The sequence below is a fragment of the Cerasicoccus maritimus genome, assembly GCA_031296935.1.
GTDB lineage: Bacteria > Verrucomicrobiota > Verrucomicrobiia > Opitutales > Cerasicoccaceae > Cerasicoccus > Cerasicoccus maritimus.
Genome location: JAVDPD010000004.1, coordinates 256377 through 274055, shown reverse-complemented (window position 1 = coordinate 274055; position 17679 = coordinate 256377). Strand labels below are relative to the sequence as shown.

Sequence of the window (17679 nt, the reverse complement as noted above, 5' to 3'; positions counted from 1 at the left end):
GCCCCATGATCTGGCAGGCCTTCGAAACGTTGCCCAGTTCTTCGGCCAGGTTCAACAGGCCTACTTTGTGACGGATGATTTTTTCGTTGATACTCATGTCTTCAGTCTCGGGCGCGCCGCCTCCCATGGGGGCAGTGTCACCTTCGTCGTTCTTGCATTAGGACCAGACTGATAATCCATGGTCTATCACACAACTGTCAGATTGCCTCGTAACTACTTCAGCTAATGTGACGGATTGGCAACCCGTTCTTAACAAAGTCTTTAAATCGCCATATTCGGCACGGTAAAATGACACTTCCAGTATTTCCCTATTGCGCCAAATCTGAGTGGCTAGGGAATGGCCCCAAGCAAGCGTCGAGCAGTTAAGCGAATCCGTAAGAAGAAAAGTCCCCGCGGCATCATCATTGGAGTCGCGGCGTTGATCGTAATTACGGTCGGTGGTGTCGCTGCATTGATTCTGTCCAAGGAAGCGCAGTTATCCCAACAACAGGAGTCAGACACTACGCTATTGACCGAAGGCGAGACTAAGGTTGGCAAAGAAAAAACACTGGAGGAACAACTGGCCGAAATAAAATCGACCAGCCCTCTGGAGCAAATCATCCTACGACATTTTGCGGCCACCAAGATTGACCAGGTGACCACGCTCAAGCTTCATGCGCAACTGCAAATGGGGGCTGACGGCGACCCCGAAAAACAGCACGAGATCGTGTTTTACTTTCGCCAGCCCAACCTAGCGCGCCGCGTGATGATCCACGATGGCCTCCGTCTCGAAATGGGCTATGACGGCCAGGAGATTTGGGCGCAGCAAATCGGGCTCAACGGTGCCACGCGTCAGGTAGATGAATTGTCTGAGGACATGCGCAGTCAGTTCAAGGAAGCAGCCCGCCTGGGTAGTTGCCTGTGGAAATACCAGGAGACGCCAGAGCGTTTCTCACTGCTGAACGATGCCCCGTTCGACGGCAAAATCTGCCACGTCATCGCCTATGAAGACGAGCATGAGCGCGTGCTGACTTACCTCGATCCGGACACCTACTGGGAGGTCGCCAACGAGCGCCACTACCACGACAACTCGCGCCCAGCGGCGATCATGCGGATGTCCAACCATCGCGCCGACGATGGTGTTGTCATGCCCACGAAGATTGTGACTTCCAGCGAGGGCAAAACGTATTCCGTGGCGACCATCGACGAAATGGAAGTCAACGCCAGCGTGCCAAGCTATATCTTTCAAAATCCGAGCATACGCTATTCGGCCAAGTAGGCGGCGGCGCTTGATTTACTATGCGTCCTTAAGCCGACCGCTAATATTCGCAAAAAATCCCGCTTTCGGCATTGCATTGGGCAGTTGTTGAGCTAGAGTCTCAATTTAGAATGATTCTAGATAGGGCCAGTTTAGCGGCGCAATGGGACGTCGCATCCGTGCGCGCAGACTTCCCCATTTTGGGGCAGCAAGTCAACGGGCATCCGCTCGTCTACCTCGACAACGCCGCGACGGCGCAAAAGCCGCTGGCGGTCATCGAGCGCCTGGACGCCTATTACCGCACTGAAAACGCCAACATCCACCGCGGCGTGCATGCGCTGAGCCAGGAGGCAACCGGCGCCTACGAAGCCGCCCGTGCATCGGTGGCCAAATTTATCGGCACGCCCGAAAGCCGCAGCTGCATCTTTACCCGCAACGCCACAGAGGCCATCAACCTCGTGGCCGCAACCTGGGGCAGCGCCAACATCGGCGCGGGCGACGAAATTGTTGTCTCCCACATGGAGCACCACGCCAACATCGTGCCCTGGCAACTGCTGGCTGATCGCGTCGGCGCAACGATCAAAGTCATTCCCGTGACCGACATTGGCGAGCTGGACCTCGACGCCCTACCCGGCCTGCTGACCGAGCGCGTGAAGCTGCTTTCACTCTGCCATGTGTCGAATTCACTGGGGACCATTAACCCCGTCGAGCAGATCATTCCGCTGGCCAAGACCAAGGGCATCACGGTGCTGATCGACGGCGCTCAATCCACGGCGCACTTCCCGGTCAACGTGTCCGCGCTGGGCTGCGATTTTCTCGTCTTTTCCGGACACAAGGTCTGCGGACCGACAGGCATCGGCGTCCTCTGGGGCAAGCCCGAGCTGCTCAACGCCATGCCTCCCTACCAGGGCGGCGGCGATATGATCGACCGCGTAAGCTTCGACGGCACAACCTACCGCCAGATCCCCGAACGCTTCGAGGCGGGCACGCCGCATATCGCGGGCGCCATCGGCCTTGGCGCAGCGGTGGAGTATCTCATGGCCCGTGACCAAGCCGCACTCGACGCCTACGAACGCGAGCTACTCGGCTACGCAACGGAACAGCTCAAGGCGATTAAAGGCCTGAAAATTTACGGCGAGTCCGCGCACAAGGTCAGCGTGGTGTCCTTTGTGATCGACGGCGTGCACCCTGCCGACCTCGGCACAATGCTCGACATGGACGGCATCGCGATCCGCACCGGCCACCACTGCACCATGCCGCTCTGGGCCCGCTTTGGCCTCGAAGGTAGCGCCCGCGCCTCCTTTGCATTCTACAACACGCTGGAAGAAGTCGACGCCCTCGTGAAGAGCATCAAGAAGGCGCAGATGATGCTTGGGTAAGTCCCCGCCCACTTCTACAAACGCGCCATCAGTGCGCGGGCGACTTCCTTGCGGTTGTTACGGAAGAGAATTTGAATGCCGCCGCTGCGACCGTTTTCCAGCATGAGTGGGATGGTCAACGCCGGGCAACGTCCCAAGCTAGCAGGTGTGTTCAGACTGAGCAATTGTGTGCGGAAGTCCTCCGTCATGTCGGCCTTCGTCGGCGAAGCAATTGGTGTAATCGGCAGCGCGACCGCATTGTAATCGCCAAAGAGTCTGGTCCATGCATCCAACACCGCCGCTTCCTTGCGCATGGCCCAATCAAACTGATTCGGTTTCCAATTGCGCCCGCGATTGATACGGCCCCACACCACTGGATCGTAGCGGTCCTTGCAGGCATCCAGCCACTGAGCGTGCACCGCATAAGCCTCGGTGCTGCCAAGAATGTTATAGGCGTCAAAGCACTCGCTAAACGCCTCGCTGGCCAGCGCCGTAGCGGTAGCTGACTTTGTCGCACAAAGCTTCTTTAACAAAGCATCACCCGCCGCACGAAGCTCGGGGTCGAGGCCTTCGGCGTAGTCGGATAAATCCAGCAAATGCGGCTCAGCAACAGGTTCGCCCGCGGGCAGCATCACGCTGTTCAACGTCTGCAAGCTCTCAACATCGGCGGCAAACCAACCAGGCGTATCGAAGCTTTGTGCCAGAGGGAAGACCCCCTTGCCGCCAAAGCTTGCCGGCTCATCGCGCCACGAATACAAACCGCAAAACGCAGCGGGCACGCGCATTGAGCCGCTGGTGTCCGTGCCGATGCTAAACGGCAACAAGCCGCGACCAACAACGTAGGCCGAGCCATTACTGGAGCCACCCGCCAGCGACGTAGCCCGCTTCGGGTGCGGCACATCGCCATACCAAACATTTTCGCCCGACATGCCGTAGGCAAACTCCACCGTCGCCACTTTGCTGGCCATCACCGCGCCAGCGGACTGGAGCTTATCGACAATGGGCGAAGTCACGCCCGGCATCTGACGCTCTTCAGCGAGGAAGCTCGAACCCGCCGTGGTTTCCAACCCAACCACATCGAATAAATCCTTCAACCCATAAGGCAGACCTGCGAGCGAACCTTCAGCCTTCGAGCAGGCCGTCAGCGCCGAGCCCAATTGCTCACGGCTGGGCAACCAGTAAAACACCGCGCGGCGCTCTGCCTCGGGCAAGGCCGCGACATCAGCCAGAAATTGATCCGCTACTGCCTGCGGATTCGCCTGAACTTTCTCACGCCAACTATCGATGCTTCCCATGCTCATATCTATCGCTAGCGGGCGCTCAAAATGCAAGGGCGGACTCCGCTGCGCAGCATACAACTAAGAGCCAAAAGCCTTCGGGCAAAGCTCATACAGAATGTCTCGCAAGCGCGGCGCAATCAGGTCGCGCAGCGTTTCGTTGCCATACATCGCCCAGCCAATCGGACTCGTCGTATCCATCGGCCCGCGCACGGAGCCACCTGTCACCGGGTCTTCCACAATCACGCCCACTGCGTTGGCCAGTGGCCAAACGCCGATGTCGTAGGGGTGACAGGTCAGGCTCGTAACGAGGCCCAACTCGGCAAACACCCACGGGCGAACGTCGGCAATGAAGCGATCGCGCCCCATCATGACTTCGTAAAGCTGGCCTCCAGTGCTGATGTACTGATCGCAAAAGATGGCCAACGTTGCTTCACGCCCCGGCTCAATGCGGCGCCACAGCTCGGCCTCAATCTGCGAATGCAGCTCCAGCCCCGCTGGCAGGAAACGGCACAGCGTGGAAAAGCCATGCTCTAGACCAGTAGCGTTCGACGGCTGCACGACCAGAGGCGCGCGCTCATTTGTCAGCACATTGATCGACTCGGCGACCAACGGCCGCCCGACAACGACGCTCAGCTGATCCGCGCGCCATTGCTTCGTGGTCGGCAGCTCCGTCATCGCCGCGACGAAGATATCGCTCAGTTGGTTCGCGTGGCCGCGCTGCGGCGCAATCCCTGCGAGCGTCCACGCCGAACGCTTGTCATACATGATGCCGCGCGTGCCGTCGATGGGATCGAGAATGCACTTAAATTGAGTCGTCGAAACATCAACCGCCGGAAAAGTAAACGGCCCCTTTTCCTCCAAGCCCTCCATTACGATCTCGACAGGCCACTCCTTCGGCCAATGCGCATCGAACCACTCCAAAATCGCACGCTCGCTGATTTTATCAATCTGGTAAATCGTGTCTGCGGGTGTCACCTCCGCAATACCGTGCATCGCCTCAGTCGAGGCCGCGCGCTCTCGTAGCATGGTTCCAAGAAGGTCATTTTGCAGTGCGCAAAGCAGCTTGCGCATTTGCTCGGATTCTTCGGACGTCAAACAATCTGCGCACATACTTTGCATCTCAAAGTTACTTTGTCTGGCAAAGCTAACGCACCATAATGCTCTGCGTCATATTGAGAATACTCATGACGATGGCCAGCGTGAGCACAAACACCAAGGTAAAGGCAAAGCCCAACGCCACACCCGCGATGAGCTTCGTCAACACGTTCAGCCTGCCCGACAACTCCTCAGCGTGCGTGTTGTAAATTTCGTTAAAGCTGGGCGCAAGGCTACCAGTGTTCTCACCAATACTCAGGATATCCTGGTCCATATCGGGCAGTAGGCCGTAGCGCTTGAACGCCGCCGAAAACGGCGCGCCATCGTTCACCATCGTGCGCGCTGCCACATATTTGCCTACCAATACTTTGTTTTGCAAAGTATTCTCGGCCAAGCGCAAACTCTCCGTAGTGTTCACGCCGTTGGACAAGAGCACGTAGAGAATATTCGAAACGCGGCAGATGTCCGCATTGTAATACAGGCCGGAGATGATCGGCAGTTTCAGCGCCCAGGCGTCCGTAGCCAGCCGCCCTTTATCCGTCTTGCGCCATTGAAAAATCGAGAGTGCAACGATGGCCAATGCAACGAGGATAAACGGCCCTTGCAGGAGCGCAAAGTCCGCAGCGCCGATCATGATACGCGCAGCCATATTCAGCTCACCACCCATGCTATCGAGCATGCTTTGAATACGCGGCATCAGATAAAAAAGAAACAGCGCGACCACGCCCATCGCCACCAAGCAAATCATGATCGGGTAAGCCATTGCCCCCTGCACTTCCTTTTGTAGCGCGGCTTTGCGCTCCAAGTGATCGATGATGTTTTCGAGGATTGGCCGCACGTTACCCGTAGCTTCTCCGGCCTCAATCAGGAAGGACATCGTTGGCTCAAAATACTCGGGGTTGCCGCGCATGGAGCTGGCTAGCGTACGGCCTTCGCTAAGGTCGCGGTAAACGACATTCGACAACACTTTGAGTGCGGGGTCGCCCATGCGCGTGCTCATGATCTGCATCGCGTCGCCAATCGGCATGCCGCTCTTGTGCAATTGGTAAAGCTTGCGAAAGAACGGCAGCGCGAGCTTGCGGCTCGGCTTGTTACGCGCGAAGAGGCGACGCGACTTTTTATCACTACTGCTCGCAGTGAAATTTTCGGCATCCTCAGCGTCGGCCTTCACCGGCTTTGCTTTCGTGCGACCGACTTTACCTTTGCCCTGCTTCACATCGAGCGGGCGCACTTTGCCCGCGCGAATCTTGCGCAAAGCCTGCTTGCGGTCCACCGCCTCAACAACCCCCGTAACGGTGGCGCCGCCGGAATCGATTCCTTTGTAGCTGAAGGTCGGCATGAAAGCAGTAGACGTTTACGAGGCGTTGGTTCCGGGTTGATCGGCGCTGGCTTTTTCTTCCTCTTCGCTGATGACATCAGCGTAGCGCATCACTTCTGGCAACGAGGTGATGCCGCGTTTGACCTGCTCCCAGCCACTGCGCTGGAGCGTGGCCATGCCCTGCTCTTCAGCAAGTTTGCGAATTTCCCAAGCCGAGGCGCGGCGAATGATCAGCTCGTGAATGGCGTCGTTAATGCGCAAAATTTCGAACAAGCCCACGCGACCTCGGAAGCCAAGGTTGCGGCAGCGCTCACAGCCGTTTGGCTTTTGCACGAGGTGAGCTTCGGTGATTTCGGACGCCGGAATGTGCATTGCCATGAGGCAGGAACTCAGCTCCTTCAGCTCAATATCCGCGGGCAGCGAACAGTGAGGACAGATACGGCGCACCAGGCGTTGCGCGATAACAAGCTCAACCGACGAAGCGATGAGGAAGGGCTCGATATCCATATCGATGAGACGCGTAATGGCGCCCGGAGCATCGTTCGTATGCAGCGAAGAAAGCACCAAGTGACCCGTCAGCGAAGCGCGAATCGCGATGTCTGCCGTTTCGCCGTCACGAATTTCCCCGACCATGATGACGTCCGGATCTTGGCGAAGCACCGAGCGCAAGCTGTTGGCAAAGGTCAGGCCAATTTCGCTCTGCACCTGCGTCTGGTTGACGCCGTCGATTTCGTATTCGACCGGGTCTTCAATCGTGACGATGCGGCGGCGCGGATCACGAATGCGGCGAATGAACGAGCTCAGCGTCGTCGACTTACCGGCACCGGTCGGCCCAGTGGCCAGAATGATGCCATGCGGACGCTGCAAAATGGTGTCGAGCATCTTGACGTCGTTCGGCATGAAGCCAAGGTCTTCGATCGTGACCGGCTGTGTTTTATCGGACAGCAAGCGCAAGCTGATGCTTTCGCCATACATCGTCGGCAGGGACGAAATACGGATATCCAGCTCCTCATTGCCATAGTTGAACCCGATGCGACCGTCTTGCGGGCGGCGACGCTCGGAGATGTTCAGCTTGGCCATGATCTTCAGGCGCGAAATAATCGCCCGCTGGAAAGTCTTCAAATTCTCCGGCACACGGACGGGCACGAGCACGCCGTCGATGCGGTAGCGAATGTTGAGCGTTTCCTTTTGCGGCTCGAAATGGATGTCCGTCGCGCGGTCAGCAATGGCCTTGGAAATGACCTCGTTGACAAAGCGGATCAGCGCTGCGTCCTCGTCTTCCTCCTCCTCGTTCTGCTCGGAGTCGGCGAAGCCCTCCATGTCCTGCTCCTCAAGGCTACCCGAACCCACACCATAAGCCTGGGTGATGAGCTCGGCGACTTCTGAGGGATCGCCAATGAACCAACGCGGCTCGCGGCCAGTCGCCGCAATAACCCAATCACTCATCGTCGGTGATGGCGGCCAAACCGTCACCAGACATAGCTCGCCGCCATGCTCCTCTACCGTCGCGGGCAGGCATTGGTATTCGTGAATAAGGCGCAGCGGCAGGTGGTCTTCCGGCGCTTCGGATAGGCGGATCAAATCGAGCACCGGCGTCTGCGTTTCTGCGGCGAGGCGCGCAAAGACATCGGCCTCCTGCTCCTGCCAAATGCCGGCGAGGTATTTCACGCGATCTTGGCGAGGCGCTTCAGCGAAGTGCTCCTGCTGCTCCTCGTCGAGGCGCTCAAGCCAACTGTTGGGCACATCGTCCATTAGTTGCCAGCGTAGGGTGATCGTTTGGCGCTCTTCTTTGACTGCGAGTCATCCAGCGGCGCGTTGACATTCAGAGGATGACCTTCACCGGTTTGCTCTTCTAACTCCTTAGACTGCTCGAGTGCCTCGATGCGCTGCACCTTCGTGACCTGCGTCATATCGTCCGTCTCGAGGAAAGTTTGGACATCGGCACCGTTATCCAAGTTGCCAATAACTTTCTGCGCATGCTTATGCGCATCCTCCGGCCCGAAGTAAACCGTCGGACGAATGAAGATCATCAGCTCACGGCGGTCATTCGACTCCGATTCCGGGTTGAGCAGATCACCAATGATCGGGAGGTCGCCGATGAGCCACAGCTTGCCATCGCTTGTATTAAACAGTGTTTCCTGCAAACCCGCCAAGACAATAACCTGGCCATCGGAAACGCTCACAAACGAAGTCGCTTCACGCTTACCAATGATCGGCTGATCGGTGCCGTTAATCGATGTGGTGGTCACCACGTTTTCGACGATCTGTTCGATCTCCATCTGGATAATGCCGTTACTACCGATGAGCGGCTTGACGGTCAACTGGATACCGATGTCGCGGTATTGCACGTCGTTGGAAGTCGTGCCATCGGTGCTGTTCGTGGTGAGGTTCGTCACCGAGCTCGTAATGATCGGCTGCGACTGCGAGACATTAACGTTGGCCTCCTGATTGTGCGTGGTGACGATGTTCGGCACGGACAAGATGCGGATGTTGGTGTTTTCCGCCGCCGTGCGGAGGATGACCGCGAAGTCATCCGGATTGAGTGTAATGGCGGCCTCAAACGGAGAGTTCGCCAACTGCCCCTGGTTCACCGCGGTGGACGCCGCAAACGAAGTTGCCGGGTCAAGCAAGGTGGTCGCCAGGTCGCCCGTGCCCTGGATATTAAACTCACTGAAGCCGCTGGCCGCGTTATCCGTTAAGGTAACTTCGGCAATGAGCACCTCAATGTAAACCTGCGCCAGCAGTACATCGATCTGTTCGATAAGACGGCCAATCTGTAAGAGGTCACTCTTGGTTCCGTAGGCGACAATCGCATTGGAGCGCTCGTCGGCAACAACGGTAACGAAGTCCGAGAACTGCAAGTTTATACCCAGCTCGGCGACAACGAGGCCGGAGTCCGCCGCTGGCATCGGCGCGGTATTGGCCACCTGCGCATCCACTCCACCCGGCCCAGGAGCAGTGTTGGATTCCGGCGACGTCTGCTTGTTCTTGTCAGCGCTTTCGGACTTGTTGCGCGCATTTTGCTGACCTGAGATGACCTCTTCGAGCAGGGAATCAATTTCGGTCGCCTGCGCGTGCTTGATGTAGAAGACCTCGCTGGAAGTGATGGGCTCCACGTCCTTGTCCAGCTCATCAATCAAGTTCTGCAAGATCGGTTCGTTGGACGGATGAGTGATGGCGATCAGTTGGTTGGTGCGCTCGTCCGCCTCAAAGGTGGTATTGTTGTTAAAGTAACGCGCAATGCCAGACGTGCCCGTGGTGAGCTTGGTCAGGCGTTGGGCCAAGTCAGCCGCCTTGATGTGCTTGAGCGTGAAGAAGAAGATGCGCTCGCTATCGTAGTCCGGCGTATCAGCGGTGATCAGCACCTCCTCCATACGCTGAAGGTTGACGAGCATATCCGTGACAAGCAACGCGTTGTTCTTAGGCAGCATCAGCGGATTACCGCCACTTGCGCCTAAAGACGTCACCACTTGCACGCCTTCTTTCTCCGCATCGAGGTAGTTGAATTTAAAAAACTTCGTGTAGTAAACCTGACTCGGCGGCAAATCCAGAGTGGAGCCATGAAGAAATTCCGGCACCTGCGCCGACGGCCCTTGGGCGCCAGCAGCCGGCACTGCCTTAATCAAATCATCGCCCAAATCCGTAACGATCACTGCATTCAGCGCGAGTAAACTCTTAATGACCAGAATCGCCTCGCTCTTGGTCATCGAACCCTGCCCATTGAAATTGATCTTCACAGCGGGCAACGACTGCGAACGTATGATCGGCTTACCAGTCAACTTCTCGAGGTTGAGCAACACATCATTCAGCTCCATGTCGACCATGACTAGGTCGACATCCGCCGCCTCTGTTGCTGGCGTGGCAGGTGGGTCCAAACGCTCTGGAGTAGGAATGCGTGCGCTACGCGGCACAATCGACGGCGCGCCTCGCCCACCAGGCGCGTTGACTTGTGGCGGAGTCGATGACTCTGCCGATTCCGGGGGCTCTCCAGTATTGGTTTGGGCAAAAAGCTGGGTTGCGCATAGGACGCACATCGCGGCCAGAAAGGACCACAGACGAGCGAAGGGGATTGCGTTGGCGCGCAGAGACATAATTTACGGGTTCGCGGCTAGTCCGCTGGATTTGAGTTCGAAAGAGTTTAAAATGATGGTGGCGTCGAGCAGCTCATCGTTACGCGTATCGGCCTTCAGGCTAACGGAGACTTTGTTGATGTACGGCGACTCGGCGTTGAGCGCCTGATCGAGCGTCATCAGATTTTCAATCGGCGTATCTTTGATGTTGAGGCGAATCGTGTGAGCCACGTGGATATCCTGTTCCTCGCTGCCAGTGTTGAAGGTAAAGTTTGTCACGCCCGCCTGCTTGGCCAACTGGTCCACCCGGCCCGTAAGTGAAGGCAGGTCGTAGATGCGGTCGGACTTGTAGAACTCGAGTTCTTTCTCCAGTTCCGCATTGACCACTGGAGCGTTATTAAGCAAGCCCTGTTGCGCATCTAGCTGGCGCCCAGTGTCAGACCAACTACTCATAAACTGTCGGAAATCGCGAAGCGCAAAAGAAAAGACGATGATCAGGATCACCCACACAAACGCAACGAGCAGCGTCTTTTCGCGTGAAGTCATCCGTTGGAATAATTGACGCGCCTTCATTGTCCGCTCCCTTCCACGATCGACTCTTCCACCAATGGCGCATCCATCGCAGCCAGCGATTCCCCCACATCGACGTCTTGGCCAACATAGTCCAATCGGAGCGTGAACTCGTATTCGCTGCCACGCCGACGATAGCGCGCGGTTTCCAGCATCTTGAATTCACCGCTATTGGTCAACGAACGCCAAAAATCATTCACCTCATTCACGCTATTTGCGTAGCCCTGGATGGTGACGCCGTCGGTGTTGTCCACCTCGGCCGCGCGGTACCAGATGTTTTTAATCGGACGCTTCAGATTCGTGAGACCAAGGATTTCGTATGGCTGGAGCGGACTTTCGGTGAAGCGACGCAGATCCGCGAGGAAGTTTGCGTTTTGCTCAACGGCCAACACCACGGGATCCTGAGCAATGATCTTATCCTGCCTGCGCTCCACGAGGACGTTACCCACGAAGTTAAACAGGAGCATGCAGATCAAAAAGACCGCCGCCCAGCCTGACCACTTCAGCGCAACCCATAGATTGTTCTGCCAGCGGCGCGAACGTTGCTCTGAGGCAATAAACTCCGGCGCTCGCAAATCGGCCCACCAGCTGGCTTCCACGCTTTCGATAACCGCAGGCACCTCCGGCTCAGCGCCTTCAGCTGATTGGCTCACGACAAAAGTAACCTGCCGGTCAGCGCTTACACGCGTTTCGTGTAATTGATATATGGGCGTCGCCTCCGGGTCCACTCCCTGACTAACCAGATAATCGCGAACCTCATCAGTGCGCGTAACTATCGGGGTTTCGTCATCTTCACTGCGCTCCGTGAAGCGGCGGTGGCGAATACGCTGAGGAAAGCGAGCGCCCTCGGCGAACTCCATCAACATGACCTCCTGCTCCGACTGCCAAACCAGTTGCCTGGGAGGCTCTGGGAAAGTCAACAAGAGCGGCAGGAAGGCTGGAAAAACGTGCTCGGCATCATCCCACTCATCCAATGCGCTTTGACCGATACGGGGGCGGCAGGCGGCAAAAATCCACAGTTCACGACGCGCATCATCCACCATGAAGCCCCATGCCAGCTGCTCCAGCGGAAACGGCGCGCATTCCTCCAACGTCAACTCCGCCAAAGACGCATATTCCGACCGCGTCAACTCCTCGGGCAGCGGGATCAGCCGACAAAAGAAGTATCCCCCAGGCGTGAGCAACACCTCGGGCGCTCTTGCCTCAGCTACACGGATTAGATTGTCGGGGAGTTTCAGCATTTGGAAAAGTGCGAAGTATCAAGACATGTAGGAAATAAATCAACCGTCTTCCGGTCGATTCTCGTTGAACTCTAAAAAGCGCCAATCGCCGTTGACATAAAGGACAGTGGCCTCTGAATCGCTCGTGCTGGAGCTCGTTCCAGTCGAGGTGCTGTCAGCCTCGGATTCCGTGTTGCTACCGGTCGTGTTAATACTGAGGGAAGGGCTATTACCGCCCGTGGCCGACAAACTGCGGTCGTTGGTGCTGTCGGTTGAATCATCCTCTGAGCTACTGCTGTCAGAGCTATCACTACTACTGCTGGAACTGGAGCTACCGTCATCCACCAGTGCGGAAAGCTGGAATTGCTTGCCACCCTGCTCCACCCGCACGGTGATGCGGAACACATGCGCTTCGTAGCCCACGGCCGCATCAGAATTTATAGTGATGTCGTCGCTACTTGCAGGCCAGCCATCGTCCTCCGTGCCTGGAATTCCATCCAGCCCATATTGGAGATCCTCCAACGCGCGACGATCGAGCCCAGAATTCTCCTCCAACATACCCAGAACTGCTGGCGAAGCCGAGTTGATGTTTACATCATATTCGTGGTGGAAAGTCGTCGACTCCTTAAATTGTTTAAAGAGCGCATTGGGCGAGCCGTCTTCGTTGAAGAATATCTCGGCATAGCCCTTAATATAGCGGAAGTCATCGTGCGACTTAATGGGCTGATTAGGCGGCGTCACAGGCGGGGAAAGCCGTTCATAGTAATCGGCTTCAGCGCCATTGAGTCGCTCCAGGTCATCTTCGTCAATCCAGTCCAAGTAGGCGTCAATCAGCTCTTCGGATGTCGTATAGTCGATGCCCAATTGATCAAAAAACTGCTGCAGGCGCTCACGATCGACGGGATTGAGCGGGATGCGCCCGGTCTCGTCCGCAATCGTCACTGTGACGTTCTGGTTTGCCGGCCACGCTACGGGCGAATAGCTGATCGGGTCCCCCCAACCCTGGCTCGGGCTGTGTAATTTGCCGTCGAGCTCCTTGATTTCAGACAGTGCCGCCAAAGAAATTTCCATGGCTGAAAACGCAGTCAAACGCAGATCATCGCGCGCCGACGCCGTCGCTGCTGATCGAATATTACGCAACATGCTCTCAGAGAGAGAAACCGTAATTCCGGCCGCCAAGAACAGGAAAACCAGCACCATGATCAACAAATAGGCCGGGTGCGCCCCCCACACAATCTGTCTACACATCGAGCGCCTCATAACCGCGGAGTCTCCTCACCGCTGGGAGGCAGCAACAGCAGAGCCGTCACCGCTTTGTTTTTCTTATCTTGGCCAAAGCTCAAGCGGATGAACTGCGGGGCCGTGTTCTCGCCCTCGTCATTGTCCTCCATTTCCTCCGATACGTCCCAGCGCTCGTCGTTTTCGTCATACCAGAGGTATTCGAGTTTCGTCACGAGCGGGGATACTAAACTGCGGCGCAGATCATCGGTGTCCTCACTGGCCATGGCGTCGGACTGCCAATACAGGTAAAGCCCCTCGTCTTCCACGAAGCGCAGGTAGCAATCTACCTCAGGCGCATAGAGCTCGTTATCCGAAAGCAGCGGGATTTTTCCCGGCAAGCGAAAAGCAAGGGCCATCTCATTGAGACCACTAAGCCCGGGCAATTGACGCCAACTCACCGCATCTTCTGGCGCTTCGCCACCTTCATCGCCGAGGTTCTCGATCGGCTGCGCCTCCGCAAAGGCATACTCCATGAAGCGTCGCACATTCGCGATATGCTCATCACGCTGGGGCGCGCCTTCGGCGCTGGTCTTGAGCGACATCAGGCCAAACACCAGCGACACCGCAGCGGTCAACAACAGGCTAGACAAGCCCACTACCAAGAGGACCTCAATCAGCGTAAAACCAGCCATGCGACTGCGGCGATGATGGCCCTGGAACGAGCGATTAGTATCCATCGCGGCGCTCCTCCAGGTTTTTAGCGCGGTCGTTGAGCAGTTGCTCGCGGTCGCCATCAACTGATGACCAATCGGGTCGATAAAGATGCACCTCAAATTCCCGCGCTTCATCGTCTTCTTCCAGCGTGATCGAGATGACCACACGATAAAGGTCCACCATCTCCGCATCCTCAATGACGACCTCCCAGTTCGCTTGGGTCTCATCAGGCATTTGCCAATCACCGCCCTCTTCCATGGTTTCCTGATCCTCGATCGCAATGATCGAGCGCAGCAGGTAACGGTAAAGCTGCTCCTTGTCGGAATTGCTTTGTATCGCCTCGAAGGCATAAACCGAATTAAATGCAGCCTGGATCAACATTGCCGACGCAATGGTAAACAAACCAATGGCCAGCAATGCCTCGATCAAGGTAAAGCCATCACGTCGATACTGGCGACAGGTTTTCATGATAATAGCCCACCGGGGAGCTACGATAAAAGGTGGTTATTGGAGATGGTCTTTAGGATCTAGTCTAGTATCCAACACGCTCGTCACGAGAAAGTTGCGGACCGTTGGAAAATGTATCGAGCGTGAGAGTGGTCTCGTCGCCATCAGCGTTGCGCAAGGTGACGATCGCTGGGGTGGAGACGCCGCTCGGGTGAAACGTCAAATACGGCAGCGGCTCGCTGGAATACTCACTGGAGGACAGAGCCACGCCCGTGTTTTCGGCCCGAATGCCGCGAATCTCGACCGTCAACTCGTCCTCGTAAACCTGAAACATCGTAGGCGCACTATCAGTGCGTGGCGGCGCCGATTCTTCCTCGGGCGCCTCATCCAAGTAGCCATAGCGGTTGAACGTCGGCAGAGCACGGTCGGCTTCCTCTGCCGCAGTGATGCTATCGGCATCCGTCCTCAGTCGAAACTGCTGAGTCTCGGCATCGTAACTCAGGAAGACCACGCTGGCGTCATTAATCGCTTTGATCCGCGCTTCATGAGTCGCCTCGCGGAATACCTCATAGGCAGGCTTCGCACCGTTGCTTTTGAGAATGGAATCGAGGTTAAAGGACGCCACAACGCCCGCCATGAGGGTGATCAAGGCGAGCACGAAGATGACCTCCAGCAGCGTGAAGCCGCGCCAGCCATCGTCACTAAAATCGACACCAGGCCCGGAATGACGCGTCAAGGCATGCATGAGCCAACGTGGTTGGGGCGGGTTACTTATCCCAATTGTTCACGTCGTCACCACCACCTTCTTCATTCTGGCGATTCGGACCACTGGACCAGATGTCGGGCGTGCCGTTCTTGTTGTTCGTGCCCGGGTAGCGGTAGTTGTAAGCTTGGCCCCACGGGTCAGTAGCTTCTTGCTCCAAATATGGGCCGGCCCACTTGCTGCCCGCGCCACTGGGCGCAGTGACCAAAGCGCCCAGCCCTTGCTCAGTGCTCGGGTAGTCGCCCATCTGCAAGCGGTAGCTCATGAGCGGGGCCTTCACGCCCGCCGTCACAAACTGCTTGGTAATCGCGATTTGGCCAGAATTACTACTGCCCTGCAAGCCCATGATCAACGCGCCAGAGAGCGCTGCAATCAAGCCGACAACAATGATGATTTCCAAAAGCGTAAAGCCAGCCGCGCGCGCCCGCGCCTGCTGCTTCAAGGGAGTAGAGGTCATTTGCATGTTAAGTAAGAGAGATTTATTGAAAGAATGTTCCTTACAGTCGTGTAATATAACCTAACTACCGCGCATAATGTTGCAGAACAACAAAAAATCCCCCTAACCAGAGCCAGGGGGATTTTCGAAAAATTAAAAGTCAGCTTACGCCTTCTGACGACGACGGTAAGCAACAAGGCCCAAAGTCATCAAACCAGCCATGAACGCATAAGTGGAAGGCTCAGGAACGGCGGTAATCAAAATGCCGTTAACTCCATTAATCGACCCAACGAGTGCTGTCCCAGAAGTGCTGAGAGAAAAATTGTTGATAGTGTAATTATCCGGAATCGAGTCATTGGTTGCAGGAACCTGCCAGTTGGTGTCAGTAAAGAGACCCCAATTATTCATTAGAGAATTATATACGAGAACGTAGATTTGATCCCCCTCGGTAGGTGTTGAATCTCCAGCCAGAGTCGTGTAAGTGTTCAGCGGCTGTGCGAGAATGTTATCCTCAGGGATAGGACTTGAACCAGTGTTAGTTCCAAATGCAGTTGTTTGGCTTGCGTCTGTTGAAAACAGTGCGCTAACAGTGGCAAAATCAGATTTTTGTGCCTCAGTAAGTGAATTGAAAGTATCTAAATCAAATACCGTACTGAATGAAAATGAATAATCAGAGGTAAGTGTACCCGAAGATTCATTTTGATAGTATTTCCCAAAAAAATCATTGAGAGAAATACTGATTGTGAATGCTGCCTGTAGGCTAGAGCATGCTGCGAATAAGGCTAAAAAAGTGAGTGACTTTTTCATAGTTTTAGAGCAATGGATAGATAAGAAATACTGGCTGTACAATTATTCTGTGTATGCTGGAGGGAGAGCGACATAACCAGACGAACCTTGGCTACGAACTAACATGGCTTGGCCAGCATCTACAGGCGTCGATGTTCCAGAACCGCCAAAATAATCGCCACTTCCGTTAGAAATTATTATTACCGTATCATTAATATCTCCTGGCGTAAAGAACTGCAATTCACCAAGAATTCCAATCTGACTAGAGATGTCCAAATCACCGACCTCCTTGCCAACCGGGCTAGCAGATGACATTAAATTGATAGCGCCTGAAAACTGTGGGACCTGAGTATAAGTGGACTTTACAGTCCCGGTGGTAGTAATATCAACAACAGCGCTGAGAGTCGTCAAAAAGCCAGTGCCGGGATAGATAGGCTTAGCATCACCGAGCGGGCTTCCAAACCAGTTAGAACCAGTCCAAATGTAAATACTGGAACCACCGTCAGATGTAAAAAACTGCACTTCATCAAGAACTGCCAAACCAGTAGAGCCTTCAAAAAACTGCCCCAAGGTGACATGCTCACGAATTGCAAAAACCTGTCCAGAAGTGAGACCAACGTTTGAAAGAAGGCCAGCAACCGTTATTGAGCTTTCGTCGTTGGAAATGATGTCAAACGCAAAGCCCTCAGACACGGAATCACCAATCGACTCAGCGTAGTAGACTGGAAAATCTCCCTCATCGAACTCGTTTGCCGTAAAACCAGACGAGGAAAAAGAAATAGTCGTTGTCTCTGCCTCGATATCTTCGCTTACCCCAGTAGACTCTCCTTGAAATACGTTAGCATTAACAAAGAGAGGCGCGACCACGGAACGCCCTGCGGGAATCGTCATCTCCACCACACCGACCGGCACGGTGGCGACTTCAGTTGTTGCGGTTAGACTAGGGACAGCAAACGCGGCGACGCCCGTTAAAATTGAAAGAGTGGAAAGTAGTTTCATGACAAGATTATAGTGATTACTAGACCTGGCAGGTGAAGATAGATAAGATAATGAGCCAGAACGGAGCCCAGCGCAATCAAAATATTTAGCCCACCGTGTGACAACTATGTGTGTGTTTTATCAGCATTGATCGCAACGAATCCGCTATTAAGACGGAACCACTGC

Annotated in this window: 16 protein-coding genes; 2 read left to right on the top strand and 14 right to left on the bottom strand. The window is 55.5% G+C overall.

Features of this window, described 5'->3' with window-relative positions:
- Positions 1–337: 337 nt before the first annotated feature.
- Together RBB62_RS04385 and RBB62_RS04380 are read left to right on the top strand one after the other, a co-directional pair.
- Positions 338–1258 (top strand): hypothetical protein, encoded by a 921-nt coding sequence (locus tag RBB62_RS04385; protein ID WP_309397431.1) that lies wholly within the window; start codon positions 338–340, stop codon positions 1256–1258.
- Positions 1259–1368: 110 nt separating this feature from the next.
- The gene (locus RBB62_RS04380; RefSeq protein WP_309397429.1) at positions 1369–2616 is read left to right on the top strand and encodes a cysteine desulfurase; all 1248 of its coding nucleotides are present in this window, start codon (positions 1369–1371) and stop codon (positions 2614–2616) included.
- Positions 2617–2630: 14 nt separating this feature from the next.
- Here RBB62_RS04380 and RBB62_RS04375 read toward each other — a convergent pair whose 3' ends face one another.
- The 14 genes from RBB62_RS04375 to RBB62_RS04310 form a co-directional block, all read right to left on the bottom strand.
- A complete protein-coding gene (locus RBB62_RS04375; protein ID WP_309397427.1) occupies positions 2631–3890 on the bottom strand; it encodes an amidase in 1260 nt (419 codons plus the stop codon).
- A gap of 63 nt (positions 3891–3953) precedes the next feature.
- Positions 3954–4970 carry a hypothetical protein gene (locus RBB62_RS04370; RefSeq protein WP_309397425.1) on the bottom strand — a complete coding sequence of 339 codons (1017 nt, stop codon included), beginning with the start codon at positions 4968–4970 and terminating at the stop codon, positions 3954–3956.
- A gap of 49 nt (positions 4971–5019) precedes the next feature.
- Entirely contained in the window at positions 5020–6309 is a 1290-nt protein-coding gene (locus RBB62_RS04365; protein WP_309397423.1) for a type II secretion system F family protein, read from the bottom strand.
- A 15-nt stretch (positions 6310–6324) separates the two neighbouring features.
- Positions 6325–8040: a GspE/PulE family protein gene (locus tag RBB62_RS04360; protein ID WP_309397421.1), complete on the bottom strand. Its 1716-nt coding sequence runs from the start codon at positions 8038–8040 to the stop codon at positions 6325–6327.
- Positions 8040–10379: a secretin N-terminal domain-containing protein gene (locus RBB62_RS04355; protein WP_309397419.1), complete on the bottom strand. Its 2340-nt coding sequence runs from the start codon at positions 10377–10379 to the stop codon at positions 8040–8042. The genes RBB62_RS04360 and RBB62_RS04355 overlap by 1 nt, the downstream gene beginning before the upstream one ends.
- A gap of 3 nt (positions 10380–10382) precedes the next feature.
- Positions 10383–10904 carry a hypothetical protein gene (locus tag RBB62_RS04350; RefSeq protein WP_309397417.1) on the bottom strand — a complete coding sequence of 174 codons (522 nt, stop codon included), beginning with the start codon at positions 10902–10904 and terminating at the stop codon, positions 10383–10385.
- A gap of 23 nt (positions 10905–10927) precedes the next feature.
- A complete protein-coding gene (locus RBB62_RS04345) occupies positions 10928–12169 on the bottom strand; it encodes a PilN domain-containing protein (protein WP_309397415.1) in 1242 nt (413 codons plus the stop codon).
- 39 nt (positions 12170–12208) lie between these two features.
- On the bottom strand, positions 12209–13396 hold the full coding sequence (locus RBB62_RS04340; protein WP_309397413.1) for a type II secretion system minor pseudopilin: 1188 nt from the start codon (positions 13394–13396) through the stop codon (positions 12209–12211).
- 8 nt (positions 13397–13404) lie between these two features.
- A complete protein-coding gene (locus RBB62_RS04335) occupies positions 13405–14106 on the bottom strand; it encodes a prepilin-type N-terminal cleavage/methylation domain-containing protein (protein ID WP_309397411.1) in 702 nt (233 codons plus the stop codon).
- Positions 14096–14551, bottom strand: a complete 456-nt coding sequence (locus RBB62_RS04330) for a type II secretion system protein (protein WP_309397409.1) — start codon at positions 14549–14551, stop codon at positions 14096–14098. The genes RBB62_RS04335 and RBB62_RS04330 overlap by 11 nt, the downstream gene beginning before the upstream one ends.
- Before the next feature lie 64 nt (positions 14552–14615).
- Positions 14616–15266, bottom strand: a complete 651-nt coding sequence (locus tag RBB62_RS04325; RefSeq protein WP_309397407.1) for a pilus assembly FimT family protein — start codon at positions 15264–15266, stop codon at positions 14616–14618.
- 31 nt (positions 15267–15297) lie between these two features.
- Positions 15298–15750, bottom strand: a complete 453-nt coding sequence (gspG, locus tag RBB62_RS04320) for a type II secretion system major pseudopilin GspG (RefSeq protein WP_309397405.1) — start codon at positions 15748–15750, stop codon at positions 15298–15300.
- A gap of 144 nt (positions 15751–15894) precedes the next feature.
- The gene (locus RBB62_RS04315; RefSeq protein WP_309397403.1) at positions 15895–16536 is read right to left on the bottom strand and encodes a PEP-CTERM sorting domain-containing protein; all 642 of its coding nucleotides are present in this window, start codon (positions 16534–16536) and stop codon (positions 15895–15897) included.
- A 42-nt stretch (positions 16537–16578) separates the two neighbouring features.
- On the bottom strand, positions 16579–17514 hold the full coding sequence (locus RBB62_RS04310) for a hypothetical protein (RefSeq protein ID WP_309397401.1): 936 nt from the start codon (positions 17512–17514) through the stop codon (positions 16579–16581).
- Positions 17515–17679 lie beyond the last annotated feature (165 nt).